Origin of the sequence: Xanthomonas sp. DAR 35659 (genome assembly GCF_041242975.1) — a bacterium.
Taxonomy (GTDB): domain Bacteria; phylum Pseudomonadota; class Gammaproteobacteria; order Xanthomonadales; family Xanthomonadaceae; genus Xanthomonas_A; species Xanthomonas_A medicagonis.
Genome location: NZ_CP162488.1, coordinates 1,791,093 through 1,815,703, shown reverse-complemented (window position 1 = coordinate 1,815,703; position 24,611 = coordinate 1,791,093). Strand labels below are relative to the sequence as shown.

24 protein-coding genes are annotated in these 24,611 nt (G+C 69.8%); 17 read left to right on the top strand and 7 right to left on the bottom strand.

Features of this window, described 5'->3' with window-relative positions; genetic code table 11:
* Nucleotides 1-9 precede the first annotated feature (9 nt).
* From sufB to AB3X07_RS07640, 13 genes are all read left to right on the top strand, one after another.
* Nucleotides 10-1,452 (top strand): Fe-S cluster assembly protein SufB, encoded by a 1,443-nt coding sequence (gene sufB / locus AB3X07_RS07700; RefSeq protein WP_369943839.1) that lies wholly within the window; start codon nucleotides 10-12, stop codon nucleotides 1,450-1,452.
* 116 nt (nucleotides 1,453-1,568) lie between these two features.
* Nucleotides 1,569-2,336, top strand: a complete 768-nt coding sequence (gene sufC / locus AB3X07_RS07695; protein ID WP_369943838.1) for a Fe-S cluster assembly ATPase SufC — start codon at nucleotides 1,569-1,571, stop codon at nucleotides 2,334-2,336.
* Nucleotides 2,333-3,595, top strand: coding sequence for a Fe-S cluster assembly protein SufD (gene sufD, locus AB3X07_RS07690; protein ID WP_369943837.1), 1,263 nt, complete (start codon nucleotides 2,333-2,335; stop codon nucleotides 3,593-3,595). The genes sufC and sufD overlap by 4 nt, the downstream gene beginning before the upstream one ends.
* A complete protein-coding gene (locus AB3X07_RS07685; RefSeq protein ID WP_369943836.1) occupies nucleotides 3,592-4,845 on the top strand; it encodes a cysteine desulfurase in 1,254 nt (417 codons plus the stop codon). Before sufD ends, AB3X07_RS07685 begins: the two co-directional genes overlap by 4 nt.
* A 140-nt stretch (nucleotides 4,846-4,985) precedes the next feature.
* Nucleotides 4,986-5,522 carry a GNAT family N-acetyltransferase gene (locus AB3X07_RS07680; protein WP_369943834.1) on the top strand — a complete coding sequence of 179 codons (537 nt, stop codon included), beginning with the start codon at nucleotides 4,986-4,988 and terminating at the stop codon, nucleotides 5,520-5,522.
* Complete coding sequence (locus AB3X07_RS07675) at nucleotides 5,519-5,851, top strand: non-heme iron oxygenase ferredoxin subunit (RefSeq protein WP_369943833.1); 333 nt, start codon at nucleotides 5,519-5,521, stop codon at nucleotides 5,849-5,851. Before AB3X07_RS07680 ends, AB3X07_RS07675 begins: the two co-directional genes overlap by 4 nt.
* A 289-nt stretch (nucleotides 5,852-6,140) precedes the next feature.
* A complete protein-coding gene (locus AB3X07_RS07670; RefSeq protein WP_369944689.1) occupies nucleotides 6,141-8,444 on the top strand; it encodes a catecholate siderophore receptor Fiu in 2,304 nt (767 codons plus the stop codon).
* A gap of 69 nt (nucleotides 8,445-8,513) precedes the next feature.
* Nucleotides 8,514-9,206 carry a Fe2+-dependent dioxygenase gene (locus AB3X07_RS07665; protein ID WP_369943832.1) on the top strand — a complete coding sequence of 231 codons (693 nt, stop codon included), beginning with the start codon at nucleotides 8,514-8,516 and terminating at the stop codon, nucleotides 9,204-9,206.
* A 117-nt stretch (nucleotides 9,207-9,323) separates the two neighbouring features.
* Nucleotides 9,324-9,992: a PepSY-associated TM helix domain-containing protein gene (locus tag AB3X07_RS07660; RefSeq protein ID WP_369943831.1), complete on the top strand. Its 669-nt coding sequence runs from the start codon at nucleotides 9,324-9,326 to the stop codon at nucleotides 9,990-9,992.
* A 48-nt stretch (nucleotides 9,993-10,040) separates the two neighbouring features.
* The gene (locus AB3X07_RS07655; RefSeq protein ID WP_369943830.1) at nucleotides 10,041-10,553 is read left to right on the top strand and encodes a DUF2271 domain-containing protein; all 513 of its coding nucleotides are present in this window, start codon (nucleotides 10,041-10,043) and stop codon (nucleotides 10,551-10,553) included.
* Nucleotides 10,554-10,582: 29 nt separating this feature from the next.
* Complete coding sequence (locus AB3X07_RS07650) at nucleotides 10,583-11,389, top strand: DUF4198 domain-containing protein (protein WP_369943829.1); 807 nt, start codon at nucleotides 10,583-10,585, stop codon at nucleotides 11,387-11,389.
* 60 nt (nucleotides 11,390-11,449) lie between these two features.
* The gene (locus AB3X07_RS07645; protein WP_369943828.1) at nucleotides 11,450-12,430 is read left to right on the top strand and encodes an FAD:protein FMN transferase; all 981 of its coding nucleotides are present in this window, start codon (nucleotides 11,450-11,452) and stop codon (nucleotides 12,428-12,430) included.
* Nucleotides 12,427-14,058 (top strand): sulfite reductase subunit alpha, encoded by a 1,632-nt coding sequence (locus AB3X07_RS07640; protein WP_369943827.1) that lies wholly within the window; start codon nucleotides 12,427-12,429, stop codon nucleotides 14,056-14,058. Before AB3X07_RS07645 ends, AB3X07_RS07640 begins: the two co-directional genes overlap by 4 nt.
* Nucleotides 14,059-14,077: 19 nt before the next feature.
* On the opposite strand, the gene AB3X07_RS07635 is transcribed toward AB3X07_RS07640, so the two are convergent.
* The 4 genes from AB3X07_RS07635 to AB3X07_RS07620 all read right to left on the bottom strand — a co-directional run bounded on the left by AB3X07_RS07635 (nucleotide 14,078) and on the right by AB3X07_RS07620 (nucleotide 17,316).
* On the bottom strand, nucleotides 14,078-14,581 hold the full coding sequence (locus AB3X07_RS07635) for a hypothetical protein (protein WP_369943826.1): 504 nt from the start codon (nucleotides 14,579-14,581) through the stop codon (nucleotides 14,078-14,080).
* Between the two features lie 198 nt (nucleotides 14,582-14,779).
* The gene (locus AB3X07_RS07630; RefSeq protein WP_369943825.1) at nucleotides 14,780-15,490 is read right to left on the bottom strand and encodes a response regulator transcription factor; all 711 of its coding nucleotides are present in this window, start codon (nucleotides 15,488-15,490) and stop codon (nucleotides 14,780-14,782) included.
* Between the two features lie 121 nt (nucleotides 15,491-15,611).
* On the bottom strand, nucleotides 15,612-16,223 hold the full coding sequence (locus AB3X07_RS07625; protein WP_369943824.1) for a HutD family protein: 612 nt from the start codon (nucleotides 16,221-16,223) through the stop codon (nucleotides 15,612-15,614).
* A gap of 685 nt (nucleotides 16,224-16,908) precedes the next feature.
* Nucleotides 16,909-17,316 (bottom strand): ComEA family DNA-binding protein, encoded by a 408-nt coding sequence (locus AB3X07_RS07620; protein ID WP_369943823.1) that lies wholly within the window; start codon nucleotides 17,314-17,316, stop codon nucleotides 16,909-16,911.
* A 130-nt stretch (nucleotides 17,317-17,446) separates the two neighbouring features.
* Between AB3X07_RS07620 and AB3X07_RS07615 the strand changes: the two genes are divergently transcribed.
* The 4 genes from AB3X07_RS07615 to murU all read left to right on the top strand — a co-directional run bounded on the left by AB3X07_RS07615 (nucleotide 17,447) and on the right by murU (nucleotide 21,380).
* Nucleotides 17,447-18,937 carry a M20 family metallopeptidase gene (locus AB3X07_RS07615; RefSeq protein ID WP_369943822.1) on the top strand — a complete coding sequence of 497 codons (1,491 nt, stop codon included), beginning with the start codon at nucleotides 17,447-17,449 and terminating at the stop codon, nucleotides 18,935-18,937.
* 345 nt (nucleotides 18,938-19,282) lie between these two features.
* The gene (locus tag AB3X07_RS07610; RefSeq protein ID WP_369943821.1) at nucleotides 19,283-19,552 is read left to right on the top strand and encodes a GlsB/YeaQ/YmgE family stress response membrane protein; all 270 of its coding nucleotides are present in this window, start codon (nucleotides 19,283-19,285) and stop codon (nucleotides 19,550-19,552) included.
* A 71-nt stretch (nucleotides 19,553-19,623) separates the two neighbouring features.
* Nucleotides 19,624-20,652 (top strand): aminoglycoside phosphotransferase family protein, encoded by a 1,029-nt coding sequence (locus AB3X07_RS07605; RefSeq protein WP_369943820.1) that lies wholly within the window; start codon nucleotides 19,624-19,626, stop codon nucleotides 20,650-20,652.
* Nucleotides 20,649-21,380 (top strand): N-acetylmuramate alpha-1-phosphate uridylyltransferase MurU, encoded by a 732-nt coding sequence (gene murU, locus AB3X07_RS07600; protein ID WP_369943819.1) that lies wholly within the window; start codon nucleotides 20,649-20,651, stop codon nucleotides 21,378-21,380. Before AB3X07_RS07605 ends, murU begins: the two co-directional genes overlap by 4 nt.
* Nucleotides 21,381-21,572: 192 nt before the next feature.
* On the opposite strand, the gene hda is transcribed toward murU, so the two are convergent.
* The 3 genes from hda to AB3X07_RS07585 are packed head-to-tail and all read right to left on the bottom strand — an operon-like array spanning nucleotide 21,573 to nucleotide 24,573.
* Complete coding sequence (gene hda / locus AB3X07_RS07595) at nucleotides 21,573-22,292, bottom strand: DnaA regulatory inactivator Hda (protein ID WP_369943818.1); 720 nt, start codon at nucleotides 22,290-22,292, stop codon at nucleotides 21,573-21,575.
* Entirely contained in the window at nucleotides 22,289-23,458 is a 1,170-nt protein-coding gene (locus AB3X07_RS07590) for an AI-2E family transporter (protein ID WP_369943817.1), read from the bottom strand. Before AB3X07_RS07590 ends, hda begins: the two co-directional genes overlap by 4 nt.
* Complete coding sequence (locus AB3X07_RS07585) at nucleotides 23,455-24,573, bottom strand: DUF2066 domain-containing protein (RefSeq protein ID WP_369943816.1); 1,119 nt, start codon at nucleotides 24,571-24,573, stop codon at nucleotides 23,455-23,457. Before AB3X07_RS07585 ends, AB3X07_RS07590 begins: the two co-directional genes overlap by 4 nt.
* Nucleotides 24,574-24,611: the final 38 nt, after the last annotated feature.

Here is a 24,611-nt window from a genome sequence, read left to right as displayed (position 1 = left end):
GCAGCCCCCATGGCCACCGAAAACGCTGAAATCCTGGAACGGCTGGGACGTCGCTACGACGCCGGCTTCATCACCGACATCGAATCGGACGCGTTCCTGCCCGGCTTGAACGAGGACGTCGTGCGCGCCCTGTCGGTCAAGAAGGACGAACCGGAATGGATGACCGAGTGGCGCCTGGCCGCCTACCGGCACTGGCTGAAGATGCCGATGCCGCACTGGGCCAAGCTGCAGATCGCGCCGATCGATTTCCAGGCGCTGAGCTACTACTCCGCGCCCAAGGGGCCCAAGTACGCCTCGCTGGACGAGGTGCCCAAGGAACTGCTGGACACCTACGACAAGCTCGGCGTGCCGTTGCACGAACGCGCCAAGCTGGCCGGCGTGGCGGTGGACGCGGTGTTCGATTCGGTCTCGGTCGGCACCACCTTCCGCAAGGAACTGGCCGAGAAGGGCGTGATCTTCTGCTCGATGTCCGAGGCGATCAAGGAACACTCGGAGATCGTCAAGCAGTACCTGGGCAGCGTGGTGCCGGTCGGCGACAACTACTTCGCCGCGCTCAACTCGGCGGTGTTCTCCGATGGCAGCTTCGTGTTCATTCCCAAGGGCGTGCGCTGCCCGATGGAGCTGAGCACCTATTTCCGGATCAACGCCGGCCATACCGGCCAGTTCGAGCGCACCTTGATCGTGTGCGAGGACAAGGCCTACGTGTCCTACCTGGAAGGCTGCACCGCGCCGATGCGCGACGAGAACCAATTGCACGCGGCGGTGGTCGAACTGGTCGCGCTGGAAGACGCGGAGATCAAGTACTCGACCGTGCAGAACTGGTACCCGGGCGACGAGAACGGCGTCGGCGGCATCTACAACTTCGTGACCAAGCGCGGCGAGTGCCGCGGCGCGCGCAGCAAGATCACCTGGACCCAGGTCGAGACCGGCTCGGCGATCACCTGGAAGTACCCCTCGTGCGTGCTGCTGGGCGACGACTCGGTCGGCGAGTTCCACTCGGTGGCGCTGACCCATCACCGCCAGCAGGCCGACACCGGCACCAAGATGATCCACGTCGGCAAGCGCACCAAAAGCAAGATCGTCAGCAAGGGCATCAGCGCCGGACGCGGGCAGAACACCTACCGCGGCCTGGTCAAGGTGGAACGCAGCGCCGAGGGCGCGCGCAACTACACCCAGTGCGACTCGCTGCTGATCGGCAAGCAGTGCGGCGCGCATACCTTCCCGTACATCGAGGTCAGGCACCCCACCGCCACGGTCGAGCACGAGGCCACCACCTCCAAGATCAGCGACGACCAGCTGTTCTATTGCCGCGCGCGCGGCATCGACCAGGAGAACGCGGTGTCGATGATCGTCGACGGCTTCTGCAAGCAGGTGTTCCGCGAACTGCCGATGGAGTTCGCTGTGGAAGCGAAGAAGCTCCTTGAAGTCTCGCTGGAAGGCTCGGTGGGCTGACGCCCATCGAGCCGGGAATCGGGAATGGAGAATCGGGAATCGGTTCCCGCCCTGATCTTCCGGGCCCCAGCGCATCTGCTTTTTACCCATTCCCCATTCTCAACTCCCCATTCCCCATGCTTACAATCGAAAACCTCCACGCCTCCGTCGCCGGCAAGGACATCCTCAAGGGCCTGTCGCTGCAGGTGCAACCCGGCCAGGTGCACGCCATCATGGGTCCGAACGGCGCCGGCAAGTCCACGCTGGGCAACATCCTCGCCGGCCGCGACGGTTACGAGGTGGCCGAAGGCAGCGTACGCTTCGAGGACCGCGACCTGCTCGAACTGGAACCGGAGGAGCGCGCCGCCGCCGGCCTGTTCCTGGCTTTCCAGTACCCGGTGGAGATTCCTGGGGTGAACAACACCTATTTCCTGCGCGCCGCGCTCAACGCACAGCGCAAGGCGCGCGGCGAGGCCGAGCTGGATTCGATGCAGTTCCTCAAGCTGGTGCGGCAGAAGCTGGCGGTGCTGCACCTGAAGGACGAACTGCTGCACCGCGGGGTCAACGAAGGCTTCTCCGGCGGCGAGAAGAAGCGCAACGAGATCTTCCAGTTGGCGGTGCTGGAACCGAAGCTGGCGATCCTCGACGAGACCGACAGCGGCCTGGACATCGACGCGCTCAAGACCGTCGCCGAGGGCGTCAACGCGCTGCGCTCGCCCGAGCGCGCGTTCCTGGTCATCACCCACTACCAGCGCCTGCTCGACTACATCAAGCCGGACGTGGTGCACGTGCTCGCGGACGGCCGCATCGTGCAGAGCGGCGGGCCGGAACTGGCGCTGGAACTGGAAGCGCACGGCTACGCCTGGTTGAAGGACCGGGTGGCGCCGGAGGTGGCGGCCCGATGAGCGCCCTGCTCGACTCCCTGGCCGCCGCGTTCCATGGCGACGGCGCGCGCCGCGCGCCGCTGGATCAGGCGCTGCGCGACGGCCTGCCCGGGCCGCGCAGCGAGGCGTGGAAGTACACCTCGTTGCGCGCCCTGGAACGGCGCAGCTTCAGCCCCGCGCCGAGCGCGGCGCCGGCGGTGGATGCGGCTGTCGTCGACGGCATTCCCGCGCCGCGGCTGGTATTCGTCAATGGCCGCGCCAGCGACGCGCTGTCCGACCTGACAGGCCTGCCGGCCGGGGTCGAACTGCAGCGCCTGTCCGGCATCCTGCGCAGCGGCGACGACGCGATGCGCTTCCTCGGCCGCCGCTTCGAGCGCGGCGACGAGGTGTTCGCGCGACTCAACGCGGCGCTGGCCGACGAAGGCGTGGTGCTGCGCGTGGACGCGGGCGTGCAGGTGGCGGCGCCGCTGCACCTGGTGTTCGTGTCCACCGCCGGCGCCGGCGACCACGCATGGCATCACCGCCACCTGGTCGAACTGCGCCAGGACGCGGCGCTGTCGCTCATCGAGCACCACCTGCACCTCGGCGAGGCCGCGCACCTGAGCAACACGCTGGCGCACGTGCACCTGGCCGCCGGCGCGCAGTTGGCGCATGCGCGGGTGCAGGCGGACGCGTCCGGCGTCACCGCGCTGCTGCGCACCGACGCGGTACTGGCGCGCGACGCGCACTATCGGCGGATCGACCTGGAACTGGGCGCGGCGCTGTCGCGGCACGAACTCAACGTGCGCCTGGAAGGCGACAACGCGCGACTGGTCGCCAACGGCGTGCTGCTCGGCAACGGCCGCCGCCAGGTCGACACCCGCCTGGGCATCGAACACATCGCCCGCGACACCGCCTGCGAACTGCTGTGGCGCGGCGTGGCCGCGGCGCGCAGCCGGGTGGTGTTCCACGGCGGCATCCAGATCCGCCAGGGCGCCGACGGCAGCGATGCCAGCCTGTCCAACAAGAATCTGCTGCTGTCGGCCGATGCCGAGATCGACACCCAACCGGTGCTGGTGATCGACGCCGACGAGGTCAAGGCCGCGCATGGCGCCACCGTCGGCCAGCTCGACGCCAACGCGCTGTTCTACCTGCGCTCGCGCGGGCTGCCGCGCGAACGCGCGCAACAGGTGCTGACCGCCGCGTTCTGCCGCGAACCGCTGCGCGTGCTGGATGCGCCGCTGGCCGACAGCCTGGTCGCGCGCCTGGACCAGGCCCTGGCCGCCGCGGGCGTGGCATGAGCCGCGCGGCCCCGCGCGCGGCGGCGCCGGAACAGGCGCCGGACTGGGACAAGGTCCGCAGCGATTTCCCGCTGCTGATGCGGCAGGTGCACGGCAAGCCGCTGATCTATTTCGACAACGCCAACACCGGGCAGAAGCCGCTGCAGGTGATCGCGGCGGTGGACGAGTTCTACCGTCGCTACAACGCCAACGTCAGCCGCGCCGTGCATGCGCTCGGCAGCGAGGCCACCGACGCCTACGAGGGCGCGCGCGGCAAGCTGGCGCGGTTCCTCAACGTGCGCGCCGACGAACTGGTGCTGTGCAGCGGCGCCACCTTCGCGCTGAATCTGGTGGCCTATTCGTGGGCGCTGCCGCGGCTCAAGGCCGGCGACAGCATCCTGGTATCGCGGATGGAGCACCACGCCAACATCGTGCCGTGGCAACTGGTCGCGCAGCGCACCGGCGCCACCGTCAAGGTCGCCGAGATCGGCGCCGACGGCGCGCTGGACCTGGACGCGCTGCGCAAGGCGATGACCGCGGACGTCAAGCTGCTGGCGCTGACCCATGTCTCCAACGTGCTGGGCACGGTCAACCCGGTGCGCGAGATCTGCCGCGAGGCGCGCAAACGCGGCATCGTCAGCGTCATCGACGGCTCGCAGGCGGCGCCGCACCGCGCCCTGGACGTGGCCGCGATCGGCTGCGATTTCTACGCCATCACCGGCCACAAGATGTGCGGCCCCACCGGCACCGGCGCGCTGTGGGCGCGGCGCGAGCATCTGCAGGCGATGCCGCCGTTCATCGGCGGCGGCGAGATGATCAAGGAAGTCAGCTTCGACGGCACCGTGTTCAACGATCCGCCGCACAAGTTCGAGGCCGGCACCCCCAACATCGCCGGTTTCGTCGGCCTGGGCGCGGCGGTGGACTACCTGAGCGCGCTGGGTCTGCCGCACGTGGAAGCGCGCGAAGCGGAGCTGCTGGCGCATTTCACCGAAGAGTTGCAGAAGATCGACGGCCTGCGCATCTTCGGCACCGCGCCGGGCAAGGCCGCGGTGGTGTCGTTCCTGGTCGACGGCGCGCATGCGCACGACCTGGCCACCCTGCTCGACCTGGAAGGCGTGGCGGTCCGCTCCGGCCAGCACTGCGCGCATCCGCTGCTGCAGTTCTACGGCGTGGCCGCCACCTGCCGCGCCTCGCTGGCGTTCTACAACACGCACGAGGAGATCGAGCGCTTCGTGGCGGCGCTGCTGAAGGTGCGCAAGTTGTTGATGTAGGCCGGGAATCGGAAGTGGGGAATCGGGAATCGGCAAAGCGCTCCGCGCGCGGGCTACGCCCGGTCGATGCAGTGAGCGCACGTCTTTCGATTCCCGATTCTCCATTCCCCATTCCCCGCTCCAACGCCTAAAATCGCCCCATGCACACCCTCACCTTCCGCACCGCGACCGTCGACGATCTCGATGCCATCGCCGCGCTGGTCACCGCGGCCTACCGCGGCGACGCCAGCCGCGTCGGCTGGACCACCGAGGCCGACCTGCTCGACGGCAATCGCATCGACCGCGAGGTGTTGCGCGCGGACATCCTGCGCCCACGCAGCCTGGTGCTGCTGGCCGAGCGCGATGGCGCGCTGATCGCCTGCGCGCACGTCGCCGACGACGACGGCGCCGGCTATTTCGGCATGTTCTCGGTGCAGCCGCAGGCGCAGGGCGGCGGCCTGGGCAAGACCGTGCTGGCCGAGGCCGAACGCATCGCCTGGCAGGAATGGCGCTTGCCGGTGATGCGGATGACGGTGATCGACGTGCGCGAGGAACTGATCGCGTTCTACGAGCGCCGCGGCTACCGCCGCACCGGGATCAAGAAGCCGTTTCCCTACGGCGACGCGCGTTTCGGCACGCCCAAGCGCGACGACCTGCGCTTCGAACTGCTGGAAAAGCCGCTGGGCGGCGCCGCATGAGCGAGACCTGGACCTTCGTCTGCGCCGACGGCGCGCTGCTGCCGGGCGAGAGCGCCACGGTGTGGGACGAGGTGACCGCCACGCCGATCGTGGTGTTCAATTTCGACGGCGCCTTCTACGCGCTGGAAGACCGCTGCAGCCACGAAGACTACGAACTGTCCCCGGGCACGTTCGACGCGGCCGAGGGCAGCATCGAATGCGTGCTGCACGGCGCCCGCTTCGACGTCCGCGACGGCCGCCCGTTGTGCGCACCCGCCTATAGCCCGGTGCCCAAATTCCCGGTGAAGTCGGAACACGGCGGGCTCTGGACCCGTGACGACCGGGCCTGAGCGCGTCGCCCTGCGCTGCGGAAAAATCGCTTTTTCTTCATGAAGTTAGCACGTCCCCGCGCGCTCCCTCGGTGATCCGGAGCGGCGCATCGGCGCGCCGTCGCGGCTGCCGCGACAAAGAAGGCTATTGCAAACAATTCGCATTTGCGAGGAAATAGTCGTGATGACCGCGTTAAGCGGCCAGAGGCAGCCAGCCATCTGGCCACCCCCGACCTTCGCCCCGCCTGCCCTTCCGGGCATGGCGGCGTGCGTGGCGGATCGCCCTTTCCTTCTGCATAGCCGAATGTCCATGACCCCTCCGATCAAGAGCCGCAAGCACGCCGTCTCCCGCCCGGTCTCCGCGCAGACCCTCACCGCCGCCGCGCTGCTGAGCGGACTGCACCTGCTCTCCGCTCCCGTGTTCGCCGCCGATGCCGCCGACGGCCAGCCCACCACGCTCGGCAAGGTCGATGTGGAGGCGCAGCGCGCCAAGCGCTACTTGGTGGAAGCACCGGCCTCGCCCAAGTTCACCCAGCCGCTGATCGACACCCCGCAGACGATCAACGTGATCAGCAAGGACCTGTTCAACGAGCAGGGCGCCACCACGCTGACCGAGGCGCTGCGCAACAGCCCCGGCGTGGGCACCTTCTACGTCGGCGAGAACGGCAACACCACCACCGGCGACGCGATCTACATGCGCGGTTTCGACAGCTCCAGCAGCATCTTCGTCGATGGCGTGCGCGACCTGGGCTCGATCTCGCGCGATGTGTTCAACATCGAGCAGATCGAAGTGGAAAAGGGTCCGGCCGGCACCGACAACGGCCGCGGCGCGCCGACCGGCGCGATCAACCTGGTGAGCAAGGAAGCGCACATGACCGACACGGTCGGCGCCGCGCTGTCCGGCGGCAGCGACGACCAGCGCCGGGTGACCGCGGACTGGAACCAGACCCTGGGCGCCAGCAGCGCGCTGCGGGTGAACGTCATGGGCCAGGACAGCGATGCGCTCGGCCGCGACCACGTCAACAACAAGCGCTGGGGCCTGGCCTCGTCGCTGGCGTTCGGCCTGGGCACCGACACGCGTTACTACCTCGACCTGCTGTACGTGAAGCAGGACAACGTGCCCGACGGCGGCGTGCCGACCCTCGGCCTGCCCGGCTACCGCTCGCCCGATCCGACGCGGCCGTGGCTCGGCGCCGCCCCGCGCGTGGACAGCGAGCACTTCTACGGGACCCGCTACGACCACGACGACGTGACCGCGAAGATGGCGACGTTCCGCTTCGAGCACGACGTCTCCGACACGGTCAAGCTGACCAACACCGCGCGCTGGGGCCGCAACGAGCAGGACTACCTGCTGTTCGCGTTCATGCCCAACGCCGCCAACCTGCGCACGCCCAATCCGGCCGACACCTCGACCTGGACCGTGGTGCGCAGCCTGCCCACGTTCAAGGACCAGCAGTACACCATCGTCACCGACCAGTTGAACCTGCGCGCGGACTTCGCCACCGGCGCGGTGCGGCACAACCTCAGCACCGGCGTGGAAGCCGCGCGCGAGGAGCTGCTGAGCTGGGGCCACAACATCGTCGACCGCGCCAACTGGCTGGCCGCCAACCCGGCCAATCTCTACGACCCGGACTGGAACACCACGCCGCTGGCGACCGCGCGCAACGGCGCGCACAGCAAGGGCACCACCACCACGTTCTCGGCCTACGCCTTCGACACGCTGAAGTTCGGCGAGGATTTCATGGTCACCGCCGGCGTGCGCGCGGACCACTACAAGACCGAGTTCAACAGCCTGACCTGCACCACCGCCACCTCCACCGCCGTGCCCTGCACCACCGCGGTCGGCGTCGATGCGGACGTCTCCGATACGCTGTTCGGCTGGAAGCTCGGCGCGGTCTACAAGGCCGCCGACAACATCAGCCTGTACGCCAACTACGCGACCTCGCAGCAGCCTCCCGGCGGCAGCGCGCTGGAACTGAGCGCCTCGGCCAACAACGCCAACAACCCGCGCTTCGATCCACAGAAGGCCAAGACCGCCGAAATCGGCAGCAAGTGGAACTTCCTGGACGACGCCCTGTTCGTGACCATGGCGCTGTTCCGCACCGACGTCAGCAACGAGATCGCGCAGGGCAGCGACGGGCTCTACTACCAGACCGGCAAGAAGCGGGTGCAGGGCGTGGAGCTGTCGGCGGTCGGCAAGCTCAGCGACAACTGGTCGCTCTCCACCGGCTACACCAAGCTCGATGCGCAGGTGCTGGAAGGCAGCAAGGTGTCGCAGGACGGCAGCATGGACCTGGCCTATACCCCGGACAGCGCGTTCACCGCGTGGACCACCTACACCCTGCCGTTCGGCCTCACCGTCGGCGGCGGCGTCCGCTACTCCGGGGAGATGAAGCGCGGCACCGACGGCGCGGTCGGCACGCCAGCCCTGGTCAAGTCGTATACCGTGTGGGATGCGGTGCTGACCTATCCGATCAACGATCACTTCGATCTGCGCCTGAACGTGTACAACGTGTTCGACAAGGACTACGTCGCGGCCATCAACAAGAGCGGCTTCCGTTACACGCCCGGCGCGCCGCGCTCGGCGATGCTGACCGCCAACCTCAAGTTCTGACCGCGGCTTCGCCCACCGACGCGCAGCGGCGCCGTCCTCGCGGAGGGCGCCCGCTGCCGGAGCGCTTCCATGCTGCTGCACATCCCCGACATCCTCGGCGCCGACGAAGTCGCGCGCTTCCGCCAGGCGCTCGATGGCGCCGACTGGACCGACGGCCGCGAGACGGTCGGCGCGCAGGGCGCGCAGGTCAAGCGCAACCTGCAACTGCCCGACGCCTCGCCGCTGAAGCACGAACTCGGCCAGGCGGTGCTCAACGCGCTGGCGCGCAGCCCGCTGTACTTCGCCGCCGCGCTGCCGCTGCGCACCATCCCGCCACGCTTCAACCGCTACCAGGACGGCGGCGAATACGGCTTCCACGTCGATGGCGCGGTGATGACCCAGGCCGCCACCGCCACCCAGCCGGCGCTGACCCTGCGCACCGACCTGTCCTGCACCTTGTTCCTGTCCGCGCCGGAGGAGTACGACGGCGGCGAACTGGTCATCAGCGACACCTACGGCGAGCACGAGGTCAAGCTGCCGGCCGGCGACCTGGTGCTGTATCCGTCCAGCAGCCTGCATCGCGTGCTGCCGGTCACCCGCGGCGCGCGCCTGGCCTCGTTCTTCTGGGTGCAGAGCCTGGTGCGCGACGCCAGCCGCCGGCAATTGCTGCTGGAACTGGACACCGCGATCCAGGGCTTGACCGCGTCCGCGGCCGACCCGGCGGCGCTGCTGCGGCTGAGCAACGTCTACCACAACCTGCTGCGCGACTGGTCCGAGACATGACGCGACGCGCGCGCCCGGCTCCGGACCCGCGCCGCGCCGGTGCGGCATCGCCGTGCCCAGGGCCGCACGCCGTGCGACCGGCCCGCCGCAGCCCCGGCCATTTCGTTTCCCTCTAGCATGCCCTCGGCCCCGCCCTCGACCGCCACGGTCTCCGCCACCGCTCCCGACCTGGCCGCTGCCCAGCAGCGCCGCGGCTTCTGGCTGCGCACGCTGCACCAGTGGCACTGGATCAGCTCGGCGCTGTGCCTGATCGGCATGCTGGCGTTCGCCGCCACCGGGCTCACCCTCAACCACGCCGCACGCATCGAAGCCAAGCCGCAGGTCGTCGAACGCACTGCGCAGTTGCCGGCGGCGCTGCTGCAGCGGCTCGGCGGCCAGACCGATGGCGACGCGCCGTTGCCGCGGCCGGTGTCGGCCTGGCTGGAGCGCGAGCTGGACGTGCGTGTGGGCCGGCGCGCGGCCGAATGGTCGGCCGACGAGATCTACCTGGCGCTGCCGGGGCCCGGCAGCGACGCCTGGCTGAGCATCGACCGCGGCAACGGCGCGGTCGCCTACGAGCGCACCGAGCGCGGCTGGATCTCCTACTTCAACGACCTGCACAAGGGCCGCAATGCCGGCCCGGCCTGGGGCTGGTTCATCGACCTGTTCGCGGTGGCGTGCCTGGTGTTCTGCTTCACCGGCCTATTCCTGCTGCAGTTGCACGCGCGGCAACGGCGCATGACCTGGCCGATGGTCGGGCTGGGCTTGCTGATTCCGTTGCTGATCGCGCTGTTGCTGATCCACTGACCCCTCTCCCCTTTTACGACCGCCCTCTTCGCCACCATGGAGTCCCACATGCGCGTCACCCTGACCATCGCCCTCAGCGGCCTGCTGTCGATGCCCGCCTATGCGGCCACGCTGCAACTGGACGTGGAGATTCCCAGGCTCAACGTCGCCGAATATCACCGCCCCTATGTCGCGATCTGGGTGGAGGGTGCCGACCAGCAGGTCGCGCGCAATCTGGCGGTCTGGTACCAGTCCAAGGACAGCGCCGAAGGCCACGGCACCAAGTGGCTGCCGGACCTGCGCCAGTGGTGGCGGCGCAGCGGCCGCACCCTGCAGATGCCGGTGGACGGGGTCAGCGGCCCGACCCGCCCGGCCGGCAAGCACGCGCTGGCGTTCACCGACGCGCAACAGCTCAAGGGCCTGGCACCGGGCCAGTACACCCTGGTGGTGGAAGCCGCGCGCGAGGTCGGCGGCCGCGAACTGCTGAAGATCCCGTTCGCCTGGCCGGCCAAGCCCGGCGAACTCGGCAGTGCGCAAGGCAGCAGCGAACTGGGCGCGCTGCGCCTGAGCGCCAAGCCGTGATCCTCTCTTTCCCTTCAAGGAGCAAGCACATGCAGCGTTGTCTCGCACTGGCGCTGGCCGTGGCCGCCGCCCTGCCGTTCTCCGCCCTGGCCCACAAGGCCTGGCTGCAGCCCTCGCAAACCGTGCTCGCCGGCGAGCGGCCATGGATCACCGTCGATGCGGCGGTGTCCAACGACCTGTTCTACTTCAACCATGTGCCGCTGCGCCTGGACACCCTGGCGATCACCGCGCCCGACGGCAGCGCGCTGCAGCCGCAGAACCCGGCCACCGGCAAGTACCGCAGCGTGTTCGACGTGGAATTGGTGCAGACCGGCACCTACCGCCTGGCGCTGGTCAACGACGGTCTGTTCGCCAGTTGGGACGAGAACGGCCAACGCAAGCGCTGGCGTGGCGACGCCGCCGGCTTCGCCAGCGACGTACCGAAGAACGCGAAGGATCTGCAGGTGTCGCAGTCGCTGGGCCGGGTGGAAACCTTCGTTACCAACGGCGCGCCCAACCGCACCGCGCTCGCCCCCAGTGGCCGCGGCCTGGAGCTGGTGCCGGTCACCCATCCCAACGACCTGTTCGCCGGCGAGAAGGCGAGCTTCACCCTGCAGATCGACGGCAAGCCGGCGGCCGGGCTGGCGGTGGAGATCGTGCGCGGCGGCACCCGCTATCGCAACGCGCAGGATGCGCTCAAGCTCACCACCGATGCGCAGGGCGGCTTCAGCGTGACCTGGCCGGAAGCGGGCATGTACTGGCTGCAGGCCAGCAGCGAGGACGCCAAGACGTCCGTGCCGCAGGCCAAGCAGCGCCGGCTCAGCTATGCGGCGACGCTGGAAGTGCTGCCGCAGTGAGCCAGCCGCGCGCGTCCGCAACGCCAGCTGCACGTGCCGGGCATCGCGGTCGCTGACGGCATGGGCATGTCGTCCGACGCCGACAGCGCCACCGAGATCGCCACGCTCGGCGGACAGAGCATGGGCACCACCTGGAGCGCGAAGCTGGTACTGCGCCGCCGTCGCGACCTGCATCCGCTGCACGCGGCGATCCAGGCGCGGCTGGACCAGGTGGTCGCGCAGATGAGTACCTGGGAGGCGAGTTCGGCCATCAGCCGCTACAACCGCGCCGCCGCCGGCAGCGTGCATGCCTTGCCGGCGGACTTCGCCGAGGTCCTGCGCTGCGCGTTGGATGTCGCGCGGCGCAGCGATGGCGCGTTCGACCCCAGCATCGGTGCGCTGCTGCGCCTGTGGGGCTTCGGCGCCGACGCCGGCCGTCGGCGTGTGCCCGACGCCGAGGCGCTGCGGCAGGCGCGCGCGGTCGGCGACTGGCGGCAACTGGCGGTGGACGACGCCGGCACCCTGCGCCAGCCCGGCGGCCTGCAGCTGGACCTGTCGGCGATCGCCAAGGGCTACGGCGTGGACCTGGCGGCGCGCGAACTGCGCGCGCAGGGCGTGGCCAGCGCGCTGGTCGAGGTCGGCGGCGAGCTCTATGGCTACGGCCGCAAGCCGGACGGGCAACCGTGGCGGGTGCTGGTCGAGTCGGCACCGGACGAGGACGCGCACGCGCCGACCCCGCCGCGCGTGCTGGCACTGGACGGCCATGCGGTCGCCACCTCCGGCGATCGCTGGCACCGTTTCGAACAGGACGGCCAGCGCTACAGCCACACCCTGGATCCGCGCAGCGGCGCGCCGATCCCGGCGACGCTGGCCGCGGTCAGCGTGGTCGCCGCCGACGCGATGCGCGCCGACGCCTGGGCCACCGCGTTGAGCGTGCTGGGCGCCGACGCCGGCCTGGCCTGCGCCGAACGCGAGGGGCTGGCGGCGCGCTTCCTGGTGCGTGCCGACGGGCAGGTGCTGGAACGGCTCAGCAGCGCCTTCGCCGGATTGCTCGACGCATGAGCCGATGGCCGTTCCGCTGGAACTGGAACGTCGTCGGCCACGCGGCGAGCTTCGCGCTGCTCGCAGCGATTGGCTATGCGCTGCTGCGGCTGCATCCGCAGCCGTGGTGGAATGCCGCCCCCTCGCCGCAGCGCATCGGCTACGCGGCGCTGGCGGTGGCCGCCTATGCGGCGGCCTGCCTGTGGCTGTGGTGGCGCGGCCACCGCGGCCGAGCGCGCCACGGCAAACGCCCCGACGCCCCGCTGCTTCTGGCCTGGGCCAGCCAAACCGGCTTCGCCCATCAACTGGCGCTGCGCAGCGCCGCGGTGCTGCGCGATGGCGGCCAGGCGGTACGGGTGCTGCCGTTGCAGCAGGTCACCGCCGCCGACCTGGCGGCGACCGCGCAGGCTGTTTTCGTGATCAGCACCACCGGCGAAGGCGACCCGCCCGACCACGCGTTGCCGTTCCTGCGCGAGGCGATGGCGCGACCACGGCCGCTACCGCAGCTGCGCTACGCGCTGCTGGCGCTGGGCGACCGCCGCTACGACCACTTCTGCGCCTTCGGCCGCCGGCTCGACGACTGGTTGCGGCAGCAGGGCGCGCATCCGCTGTTCGACCGCATCGACGTGGACAACGCCGATGCCGACGCCCTGCGCCACTGGCAGCAACTGCTCGGCCAGCTCGCCGGCGGCAGCGAACAGCCCGACTGGAGCCCGCCGCGCTACGAGCGCTGGCGGTTGCAGCAGCGGCGCCTGTGCAATCCCGGCAGCGTCGGCGGCGCCGTGTTCGACGTGACGCTGCTGCCAGCGGACGGCGCATTGCCGGCATGGCAGGCCGGCGATCTGGCCGAGGTCGGTCCGTGCCATGGCGAGGCCACCGTACAGGGCTGGCTACAGGCCAGCGGCCTGGATGGCGCGGCACAGGTACAGCTTGCCGGCCAGGCGGCGACCACGCTGGCCGCTCTGCTGGCGCGCAGCCATCTGCCGTCACCGCAGCAGGCCGCCGGCATCGCGCCCAGCGCCCTGGCCGCGCGCCTGCAGCCACTGCCGCACCGCGAATACTCGATCGCCTCGATGCCCAGCGACGGCGCGCTGCGCCTGCTGCTGCGCCGCGTGCTGCGCGCGGACGGCACGACCGGCCTGGGCAGCGGCTGGCTGTGCGAGGACGCACCGCTCGGTGCCGAGATCGCTCTGCGGCTGCGTCCGAACCCGAACTTCCACCCGCCCGCCGACCCGGCGCGGCCGCTGATCCTGATCGGCAACGGCACCGGCATCGCCGGGCTGCGCGCGCACCTGCGTGCCCGCATCGACGCCGGCGCGACCCGCACCTGGCTGCTGTACGGCGAGCGCCACGCCGCGCACGACGACCACTACGGCGAGGAGCTGCGCACCTGGCTGGCGCGCGGCGCGCTGCAACGGCTGGACGCGGTGTTCTCGCGCGATCCCGGCCCGTCGCGCTACGTGCAGGACGCCCTGCGCGCCGCCGCGGACGACCTGCGTGCGTGGGTCGCGCAAGGCGCGGCGATCTACGTCTGCGGCAGCCTGCGCGGCATGGCGCCCGGGGTGGACGCGGTACTCGAGGACGTACTCGGGCAGCTCGGCAAGGACACGCTGCTGCTGGAAGGGCGCTATCGGCGCGATGTGTATTGAGCGCCGCGGATCGTTCAACTCAACGGACCGCCCCGCCCTGCTTCCTTTCGTACTTCTTCATGACCGGATGAGCTCTGAGGTAGTCGAGAAACATGGAGCAAATCCCCGGCTCCCCGGTGTTGCCGAGCGTGAAGAACAGCATTGCGAAATGCATCTCCGCGCCATACTCCCCGAACATGGACGACTGCGCATCGAACAGTCCCTTCGAAATGAATTCCAGGGTGTATCTCTCCCGGTCCAGCTCGATGTCCGCGAAGAACCTCATGGCATCCACCCTGATCTCCTTCAGTAAACGCGGATCGATTCGCCCTAACAGAAACGCACTGATTGCTTCGTTGTACTCGCTCGCCTTGACGGCTACGTCCTCCGCAATCCCGCCGGCAAATGCCTGATCCTTGAGCAACACCTCCCTGGTGAAGCCATGCACAATCGTCCCGATCTCTTCGAACCTGAACTCATCCAGCACATACTCGCGCTCCAATGCCCTTCCGGCATCGATGTCCGGCCTGTCGCCCTCTTTCATTCCAGTTCCTTTTGACTCGATGATTGCGCGCATCCGAGATGCGGCAATTCATCTCTCCAATAACCCAGAAGAACGATCCAAGCCACTCGCAGGCAGTTGATCTGCCTGTGCCGCGACGATCGAATCCTTGGAGATGCGGACGCCTGCCGCTGCCCGCGCCGCCGCGTCTCGTCGACTGCATGCAGGGGCAAGCAGGGATCAACGCGCCGCGCGCGTGCCCAACCGCTGCGGTTCGAACAGGTAGCCCTTGCCGCGCACCGTGCGTATCCACTGCGGCACCAGTGGGTCGTCGCCCAGCTTCTGTCGCAGGCGCGACACCTGCAGATCGATGCCACGCCCGCCCTGGGGAACGGTGCCGTCGCCTTCGCCGATCGCCGCGCGCAGGTCGTCGCGGCTGAGCACATGGCCCGGCTGTTCGAGGAACACCGCCATCAACCGCAGTTCGCTGGGCGACAGGGGAATCGCGCGGCCGTCCGGCGTTACCGCCTGGTGGCGGTAGGTGTCGACCTGCCACGTGCCGGGCGGCGACGACGCGGCGGCCTGCGCCGCCCGGGTACGCCGCAACACCGCATTGATGCGCGCGACCAGTTCGCGCAGGTCCAGCGTCCCGCCGAGGTAGTCGTCCGCGCCCAGGTCCAGCCCGATCACGCGATCCACCGCCTCCGCCTGCTCGGCCATCATCACGATCGCCACACCGCCGCGGTCGCGCAACTGCCGACATAGCTCCAACCCTTCTCCGCCACCGAGGCCGGCATCGATCAGCACCACGTCGTAGCGTTCGGCCGCCAGCTGTGCGTACATCCTCACGCCGCCCTCGACGCCATGCGCCCGCAGGTTGAAGCGGGCCAGATAGTCGCCGATTCGCGTGCGCGAAGCGGCATCGTCGTCCACCACCAGAACGTTCGCCACCCACCTGCTGCTGTCCGAGGCCACCTGTCGATCCCACCGCACGGCTACGGGACGGCCGCGTTCGCGCATTGGACGCGCTCGGCGGCAGCGCTGCAAGCGCCGCGCGCGCCCGGCCGCGCGCTCAGTCCGCGGGCGTCGACAGCGGTTCGACGCGGATCGCGAGCAACTCGCCACCCCCGCTCAAAGCGAAGCGCTGCCTGCGATCCGCGCTCAACCAGGCGCTGTCGCCGGCGGCCAGCGGCGGCAATCCGCAGTCCGCATCGAAGCGCGCCTGGCCTGCCAGGAGATGAACGACCCAACCGACACCCGGTTCGGCGAAGAACAGCATCGGCCCGACCAGTGGCCGGTGCAGCAGTTGCGCGCGCACGCGATCGCGGCGCCACATCAGGTTGAAATCGTGGGTCGGGCCGTCCAGCAGCTCGCCGCGCAGCGGACGCTCGCCGGCGAAGCGCAGGCGCGCGTACGGCGGCTCCAGCAGATGTTCGGCACCGTCGTCGAACCGCAGGCGCAAGCCGGCGCCGCGCAGCAGCACCAGTTCCCGGTCGATGCCGGGGAAGCTGGAAAAGGCCGCATCCTGCTCGATCTCGGCGATCGACAGGCGCAACAGCCAGTCGTCGCCATCGGACGGCGGCAGGCGCAGGATCTCGCGGGTCCAGCCCAGTCCGTTGCGCCAGCGCTCGCGGCGGTAGTCGTTGGCGGGAATCACCCGCGAAGGAAACGTGGACCAGTCCATCGGCGCATTCTGCCCGATCCTGATGGACCGGGATGCACTGTGACCGCGCGACGCCTGCGCCCGCCCCGGACCGCACGTAGATGCGTCGTTCGATGACACGGGCGCTCCATCGCCGACGAGGGCACGCTAGAGGGGCTGGGCAAAGGTGGCGGGCACGCTATCCGTCCCGACCGGACACACCTGCATCCGGATTGGCGCGCCCGCCCATCCTGGGCCGGAACGTGAGCCGGCGAGCCGCGAAGCAGCCGGCGCGTTGTGCCTTCGTGCTTGGTCAGTGGTCGCCGGCGATGCCGCTGAAGCTCGCGCGCCCCCGACGCATCGTTGCGCCCAGCACAGCCGACGGCGCCGCAGCGACGGACAGGCCCCAGGTGGCGCGGACTTCGTCGTCGACCTGTCTCTCTCGATAACGTCGCACCCGACCTGCGCCACCGCGACGTCAGCCCGCCGATACCATCCTGCAAACGACCAGCATCTCGCCCGCCGCAGAAAAACCATCGTCCATAAAAAACGTCGCCCGGCTGCACGTCACTGTGCAACACCGGGCGACGATGTACGTCCTTGTCGGCTTCCTGCCTCCCCCCTGCGCGTCCTGCTCAGCGAGGTCGCGACCGCGCATCCTGCGCCAGCCGTATCTTTTCCTTCAAATCCCTTGACTGCCGTAAATCCGTTTACCGTTCAAATCCGTTTAACGCCTTTCCACCGGCTTCGCGGCTGCCGTCTTGGCGGCCGTCGGCGTGGTCGCCTTCGTGGCTCCCACTTCGATCCGGTCGTGGTTCCGTTCGACCGTCTTGAGTCCGATCCCCTTCACCAGTGCCAGGTCCTCGGCACTCTTGAAGGGCCCGTGTGCCTGTCGGTAGTCGACGATCGCCTGTGCCTTGGCGGCACCCACGTTCAGCAACACCCGGTCGATTTCCGCTGCGCTAGCGGAGTTGATGTTGACCTTGTCCGCGGCGAGCGCGGAACCGGTCAGCAGCAACGCGAGGACCAGGGACTTCAGGACCACGATAAAAGACTGCATGGCAACACTCCTTGTGACTTGGATGGGGACGTCACCGGCTTCTCCTGCCGGTGTCGAAAGCATCTCTCGCCACATGGGTACAGCCTATCGCCAACGCCCTTTCCAAACAGCAGGTAAACGGCGCGCCCTCGTGTAGGAAAAACCCTACACAGGAGCCGGGGCGTAGAATGGGCGCCCTCTCTTTCGCGACACCCGGAGCTGCATGATGGACAACGCCAAGATCGACCGTTTCCTGAGCGAGAAGTGGGACGACGACATCGTCCCGCAGCTGGTCGATTACATCCGCATCCCAAACAAGTCGCCGATGTTCGACGCCGATTGGGTCGCCCACGGCTATATGGCCGATGCGGTGAAGCTGATGGAGCGCTGGGCGCGGGCGCAGGCGATCCCGGGCTTGCAGGTCGAGGTGGTGCAACTGGAAGGACGCACCCCGCTGATCTATCTGGAAGTGCCGGCCAGCGGCGCCGACACCGGGGCCGATACGGTGCTGCTGTACGGGCATCTGGACAAGCAGCCGGAGATGACCGGCTGGGACGACGACCTGGGCCCGTGGACGCCGGTGCTCAAGGGCGACCGCCTGTACGGCCGCGGCGGCGCCGACGACGGCTATGCGCTGTTCGGCTCGCTGGCGGCGATCATGGCGCTGCAGGACCAGGGCCTGCCGCATGCGCGCTGCGTGATCCTGATCGAGGCCTGCGAGGAGTCGGGCAGCTACGACCTGCCCGCCTACGTCGACCACCTGGCCGATCGGATCGGCAAGCCGTCGCTGGTGGTGTGCCTGGACTCGGGCTGCGGCAACTACGAGCAGTTGTGGTGCACGACCTCGCTGCGCGGCCTGGCCGGCGGCAACTTCAGCGTCAAGGTGCTGAGCGAAGGCGTGCATTCGGGCGACGCCTCCGGCGTGGTGCCGTCCAGCTTCCGCGTGCTGCGCGACCTGCTGTCGCGGCTGGAGGACGAGGCCACCGGCAAGATCAAGATCGAGGGCCTGTATGCCGACATCCCGGAGGAGCGGCTGGCGCAGGCGCGCAAGGTCGCCGAGGTGCTGGGCGACGAGGTCTACAGCAAGTTCCCGTTCCTGCCGGGCATGCGCCCGATGCACGAGGACCTGTCCGAACTGGTGCTCAACCGCACCTGGCGCCCGGCGTTGTCGGTGACCGGCGCCGACGGGCTGCCGCCGCTGGCCTCGGCCGGCAACGTGCTGCGCCCGGAGACCGCGGTGAAGCTGTCGCTGCGCCTGCCGCCCACGCTGGACGGCAAGCGCGCCGGTCAATTGCTCAAGGACGTACTGCTGCGCGATCCGCCGTATGGCGCCGAGGTGTCGCTGGCACTGGAAAAGTCCTCCTCCGGCTGGAACGCGCCGGCGCAGTCGCCGTGGCTGACCGATGCGATCGAGTCGGCCTCGCAGGCGGCGTTCGGCAAGCCGGCGATGTACATGGGTGAAGGCGGCTCGATCCCGTTCATGGGCATGCTCGGCGAGAAGTTCCCCGGCGCGCAGTTCATGATCACCGGCGTGCTCGGCCCGCATTCCAACGCGCACGGCCCGAACGAGTTCCTGCACATCCCGATGGGCAAGCGCGTCACCGCCTGCGTGGCCAAGGTGATCGCCGAGCACCATGCCGCCAGCCTGCGCGGCGAGACCAGTGGCGGCGCCGCGGTGGCCGGCGGCGAACAGCACGGCGCGCACGGCTGCTGCTGAGCGCGGGGCGGCCGCCCGGCGTTGGCGGCCGAGAGGGTCCAGGCGCCGCCCGCGCATGCCGGCGGGCGGCGCGACTCCGTCGACGCCGGCGCGTGAGGGGTCGCCTGCCCCATCCGCGCCAGGCGCCGCCTGGCGGATGCGTGGCCACGGTCGTTCAACGCGACCGGGCGCTTTGAAAGCGGCCCACGGAAAGCGAATCGATCTCTGCGCGGTCCCGCGACAGCGGCGAACGCGACCAGCCTGCACGGCCGCTTAAAGCCGGTGCAGGCGCAGCGCGTCCTGCACGCCGCGCTGCGGACGAATCTGGCACGATCCGCTGCACTTCCACGCTCCGGGACGCCTTCCATGCACACCCTGTTCGGCAGCGACAGCTGGCTCTACATCATCCTGGTCGGCTTCGTGGTCGGCCTGCTGGCGCGCTTCCTTGGCCCGAGCGGCGGCCGTTCCGGCTGCCTGTTCACCGTGCTGCTGGGCATCGCCGGTGCCGTGGTGGCCGGCTGGTTCGGCCATTACATGGGCTGGTACAGCCGCGGCGAGCCGGCCGGCTTCCTCGGCGCCCTGCTCGGCGCCATCGCCCTGCTCGCGTTGCTGCGGTTGTTCCTCGGCAAGCGCTGAGGCCCACGCGCGGCTCGCCATGCCGGCCCCGCGCGTTTACGCTTTGCGGCTTCCTTGGCCGCGGCGTCCCGATGCGTTCCAGTTCCGATCTTCCCGAGACTCCCGACCCGCGCGCCGCGCAACGCCTGGCGTGGGCGCGCCTGGCGCTGGACGACGCGCAGGCGACGCTGCAGCGCGCGTCGGTCGACGCCGGCTGGCGCAGCTATTGGCGCAGCCATGGCAGCAGCCCCAGCCGGGTGCTGATGGATTCCCCGCCGGGCCTGGAGGACGTGCGGCCGTGGCTGCGCATGCACGCGCTGCTGCGGCACGGCGGGGTGCGCGTGCCGGCGATCCTGGCGCAGGACGCCGATGCCGGCTTCCTGCTGCTGGAGGACCTGGGCAGCCCGACACTGGCGCAGACGCTGGACGAGCACTCGGCCGACGCGCACTTCGCTGCCGCGCTGGGGCAATTGCTGCGGCTGCAGGCGATCGCGCCGCCGCCGGACCTGGGCGTGTTCGGCGAGGCGCTGCTGCAGCGCGATGCGGGCTTGTTCGAGGAATGGTTCCTGCGCCGGCACCTGGGCCTGGAACTGGACTGCGGCGAGAGCGAGGCGCTCGAACTGGCGCAGCGCCGGCTGATGGACAACGCCCTGGCGCAGCCGCGGGTGCTGGTGCACCGCGACTTCATGCCGCGCAACCTGATGCCGGTGGCCGATGGCCCGGCGGTGCTGGATTTCCAGGACTGCGTGCTGGGTCCGGTGGCCTACGATCCGGTCAGCCTGTTCAAGGACACCACGGTGAGCTGGCCGCTGGCGCGGGTGGATGCGTGGCTGGCGGGCTACCACGCGCGCGCGCTGCAGGCCGGCATCGCCGTGCCGCCGCTGGCGCGGTTCCTGCGCGACGCGGACTGGATGGGCGTGCAGCGCCACCTGAAGAACCTGGGCATCTTCGCGCGCTTGAACTACCGCGACGGCAAGGCCTGGTACCTGGACAACGTGCCGCGCTTCATCGGCTATCTGGACGAGGTGCTGCCCCGGCATCCGGAGCTGCAGCCGCTGGAGCAGCTGCTGCAAACCCGGATCAAGCCGGCGCTGGCGCAACGCACGGCGGCCGGCGCATGAAGGCGCTGATCTTCGCCGCCGGCTTCGGCGAGCGCATGCGGCCGCTGACCGAACGCACGCCCAAGCCGCTGCTGGCGGTGGGCGGCACGCCGCTGATCGTCTGGCACCTGCGCAAGCTCGCCGCGCTCGGCGTAAGCGAGGTGGTGATCAACACCTCGTGGCTGGCCGCGCAGTTCCCGCAGGCGCTGGGCGACGGCAGCGCGTTCGGCTTGCGCATCGCCTACTCCCACGAAGGCGACACGCCGCTGGAAACCGGCGGCGGAATGCTGCACGCGCTGCCGCTGCTGGGACCGGCGCCGTTCCTGCTGGTCAACGGCGACATCTGGACCGATTTCGATTTCGCGCGGCTGGCGCCCGAGCCGCCCGGTCTGGCGCAACTGGTGCTGGTCGATCCGCCGGCCTACGCCGCGCACGGCGATTTCGCGCTGCATGCCGACGCCAGCGTACGCGGCGACGGCGCGCCGCGGCTGACCTATGCCGGCATCGGCGTCTATCGCCCGGAACTGCTGCACGACTGGCAGGCCGCGTTCGACCCGCCGCCCGCCGCGCACTCCGGTCCGCCTCGCTTCGCGCTGGCCCCGATCCTGCGCGCGTACATGGCCGCCGGCCGCATCCATGGGCTGCACCACCGCGGCCGCTGGACCGACGTGGGGACGCCGCAGCGATTGGCTCAATTGGATGAGGAGCTGGGAATGGGGAATGGGGAATCGGGAATGGGGAAACGCTGAGGCTCCCGCGGGATGCCCACGCCGCGGTGGCGCGCGGGCATCGCTAGAAGACGTCGATTCAGAGCACAACACGCGGCACAGCTGCGTAGATGTCGGTGAAATCTTTGGAAGATCAGGGGGCGCTGCGCTCCGTCACGCAGTGCGAACCGCTGTCCTTATCGAATTCCGCAGCGCGGCCTCCGGTTGCGGGGGTCAGCCTTTCCCCATTCCCGATTCCCCACTCCCGATTCCCAGCCTGCGCAAAAACGGCACCGTCACCCGCCGTTGCGCCGCCAGCGATTCGCGGTCCAGCCGCTCCAGCAGCGCGACCAGGCCGGCCAGGTCGCGGCCGGCGTGAGTCAGCAGCCAGTCGATCGCCGCGTCCTCCAGCACCAGGCCACGGCGTTGCGCGCGCTCGCGCAGCACCGCGGCGCGGCCCGCGTCGTCCAGCGGCGCCAGCGCGATGCGCGTGCACTGCGCCAGCCGCGAGCGCAGGTCCGGCAGTTGCAGCGCCAGGCCGTCAGGCATCGCCTGCGCGGTGTAGAACAGGGTCACCCCGGCGCTGCGCGCGCGGTTGTGGAAATCGAACAGCGCCACTTCGTCCTCGCGCTGCCCGGCGATCGCCTCCACGCCATCCAGCGCGACCAGGTCGCGTCCTTCCATCGCCTCCAGCGCATCGCGCAAGCGCCCCGCCGCGGCCTGCAGCGGCAGGTAGGCGGCGCTGCGCTCGGCCTGCTCGGCGGCCGCGCGCAGCGCCAGCGCCAGATGGGTCTTGCCGGTGCCGGCGGGACCGGCCAGGTAGATCCAGTCGCCGTCGCGCCCGTCGGCGACGGCCTGCAGTTGCGCCAGCAATCCCGCCGGCGCGCCGACATAGCGGTCCAGGCGCTGCTCCGGCGGCGCGCGCAACGTCAACGGCAGCTGCGGCACGCTCACGGCTGATCGGGAGTGCGCGGCGGCACTTCGATCAGCGCCACCCGCTCGGCGCCGGCATCGAGCAGGATCGCCGACTTCTCGCCGGCATACAGGTCGCTCTGCCGGTACTGCTCGTGCAGGTAGTGCAACAGCACGTTGGCCACCGCCGCCACCGGCAGCGCCAGCAGCATGCCGAGGAAGCCGAACAGCTGTCCGCCTGCCATCACCGCGAAGATCACCGCCACCGGGTGCAGGCCGATCTTGTCGCCGACGATGCGCGGGGTCAGCACGTAGCTCTCCAGCAACTGGCCGACGGTGAACACCACGCCGACCAAGATCAGCAACTGCAAGTCGAAGCCCTTGGCCTGGACCAGCGCGGCCAGCACCGCCAGCAGGATGCCGGTGGTCGCGCCCAGGTAGGGAATGAAGCTGATCAGGCCGGCGACGATGCCGATCAGCAGGCCCAGCTTGAGCCCGACCAGACTCAGTCCGCCGGCGTAGATCACGCCCAGCGCCAGCATCACCAGGAACTGGCCGCGGATGAACGCGCCCAGCACCTCGTTGGACTGCCGCGCCAGGCGGCTGACGGTGGCGACGTGGTTGCGCGGGATGGTCGCGGCCACGCGCTCGACCAGGATGTCCCAGTCGCGCAGGAAGTAGAAGGTCAGGATCGGCAGCAGCACCAGGTTCACCACCCAGGTGACCATCGCGAAGCCCGAGCGCGACAGGTAGCCGAAGAAGGTCGCGGCGACGCCGCCGGCCTGTTGCCAGTGGCCGCGGATCCACTCGATCAGCCGCTCCGGGTCCAGCCAGGCCATCAGCTGCAGGCCGGTCTTCTGCTCGGCCCACGGGATCGCGGTGCCGGTGAACCAGTCGCGCGCCTGCGGCAGCACGTCGATGAAGGTGACGATCTGCCGCTCCAGCATCGGCACCAGGATCACCAATGCCAGTACCAGCAGCAGCAGCATCAGCACGAACACCAGGGTCACCGCCATGTTGCGCGAGCGCCCGGCGCGCTCCAGGCGATCGACCAGCGGGTCGCCGAGCCAGCCCAGCAGCAGCGCCAGCACGAACGGGGTCAGGATCGGCGCCAGCAGCGCCACCACCCACAGCACGCCCAGGATCACCGCGGCCCATTTCAGGCGGCGCAGGAACAGGGCGATTTCCGCTTCCGGGGACAGCGTCATTTGAGCTGATACTCCGTGCGCTCGGTATTGAGGATGATCGGCCCGCCGTCGGTCGGCGCGGTCAGCGGCTGCAGCGGGCTGTCGGTGCCGAGCATGCGGTTGAGCCCGGACACGCCGCTGATCAGATCGAGATCCAGTTCCAGGCGGTCGCCGCTGGCCTGGATCGGCACGATCCGCCGTACCACCGAGGTGTTCTGCAGCGTCGCCGCCACGCGCAGGTAGTCGTCGGCGCTGCGGATGCCGCTGATCGCGACCCGGTAGACGCCGGCCGGTCCGGTGCTGGCGGCCTTGGCGTAGCGCTTGACCAGCGCGTCGGCGGCGCCGTCGGCGCCGGAGGCGATCGCGCGGCGCGCGTCGGCGTCGCTGACCGACCAACTGGCCAGGGTCTTGCCGCTGTCGACGAACACCCAGTCGGCGGTCCAGCCGCCGGACTTGTTGCGGTACAGCTTGCCGATCAATTGCATCGGCGGGCTGTAGCGCGAGGAGGCGTTGGCCACCGCGGCGGTATCCTGGCGCCAGATCGCGCCGACCAGCGCCTGCTCGGCGGCGCTGCCGCCGGGCAGGCCCAGCCGGTAGCCGCGCTCGATCGCCCGGTCCAGCACGCTGCGCGCGGCATTGGACTGCTGCACGCCGACCAGGCGCGGACCGCTGCCGTCGTCGATCGCCAGCCACAGCACCGGCTTGGGCCGCGGCTGCGGCCACAGCGGCAGGCCCAGCGCCGCGGCCAGGCCATCGACGTCGCTCTGCCGGAACCGCGCGATCAGCGTGGTGCGGAAGGTGGGTGCGCCGCTCGGCGAGGTGCCCTGGTCCTGCCGGTAGTCGTAGCTGTCGACGAAGTTCTTGGCGTTGCGCAGCGCCTGGGTGACCCCGGGGCGCGCCATCACCGTGCGGTCGCCGGAGATCTTGCCCAGCACCGCGCCCAGCGCGCGCGCCAGGGCGCCGTTGCGGTCGCCCTCGCTCTGGCTGTTGACCGGCACCTCGGCATCGTAGGGACCTTGCGCACCGGCAACGTCGCCTTCGGTGCGCAGACCGGCTTGGGCCAGGGCGGCCGCGGCGGGGAGGCACAACGCGAAAGACAGGAGTAAGGCAAGGCTGCGGCGCATCGAAGGGTCCATTGCTCGGCGTATCCGGGGCGAATTGTTGCCCGAATGCG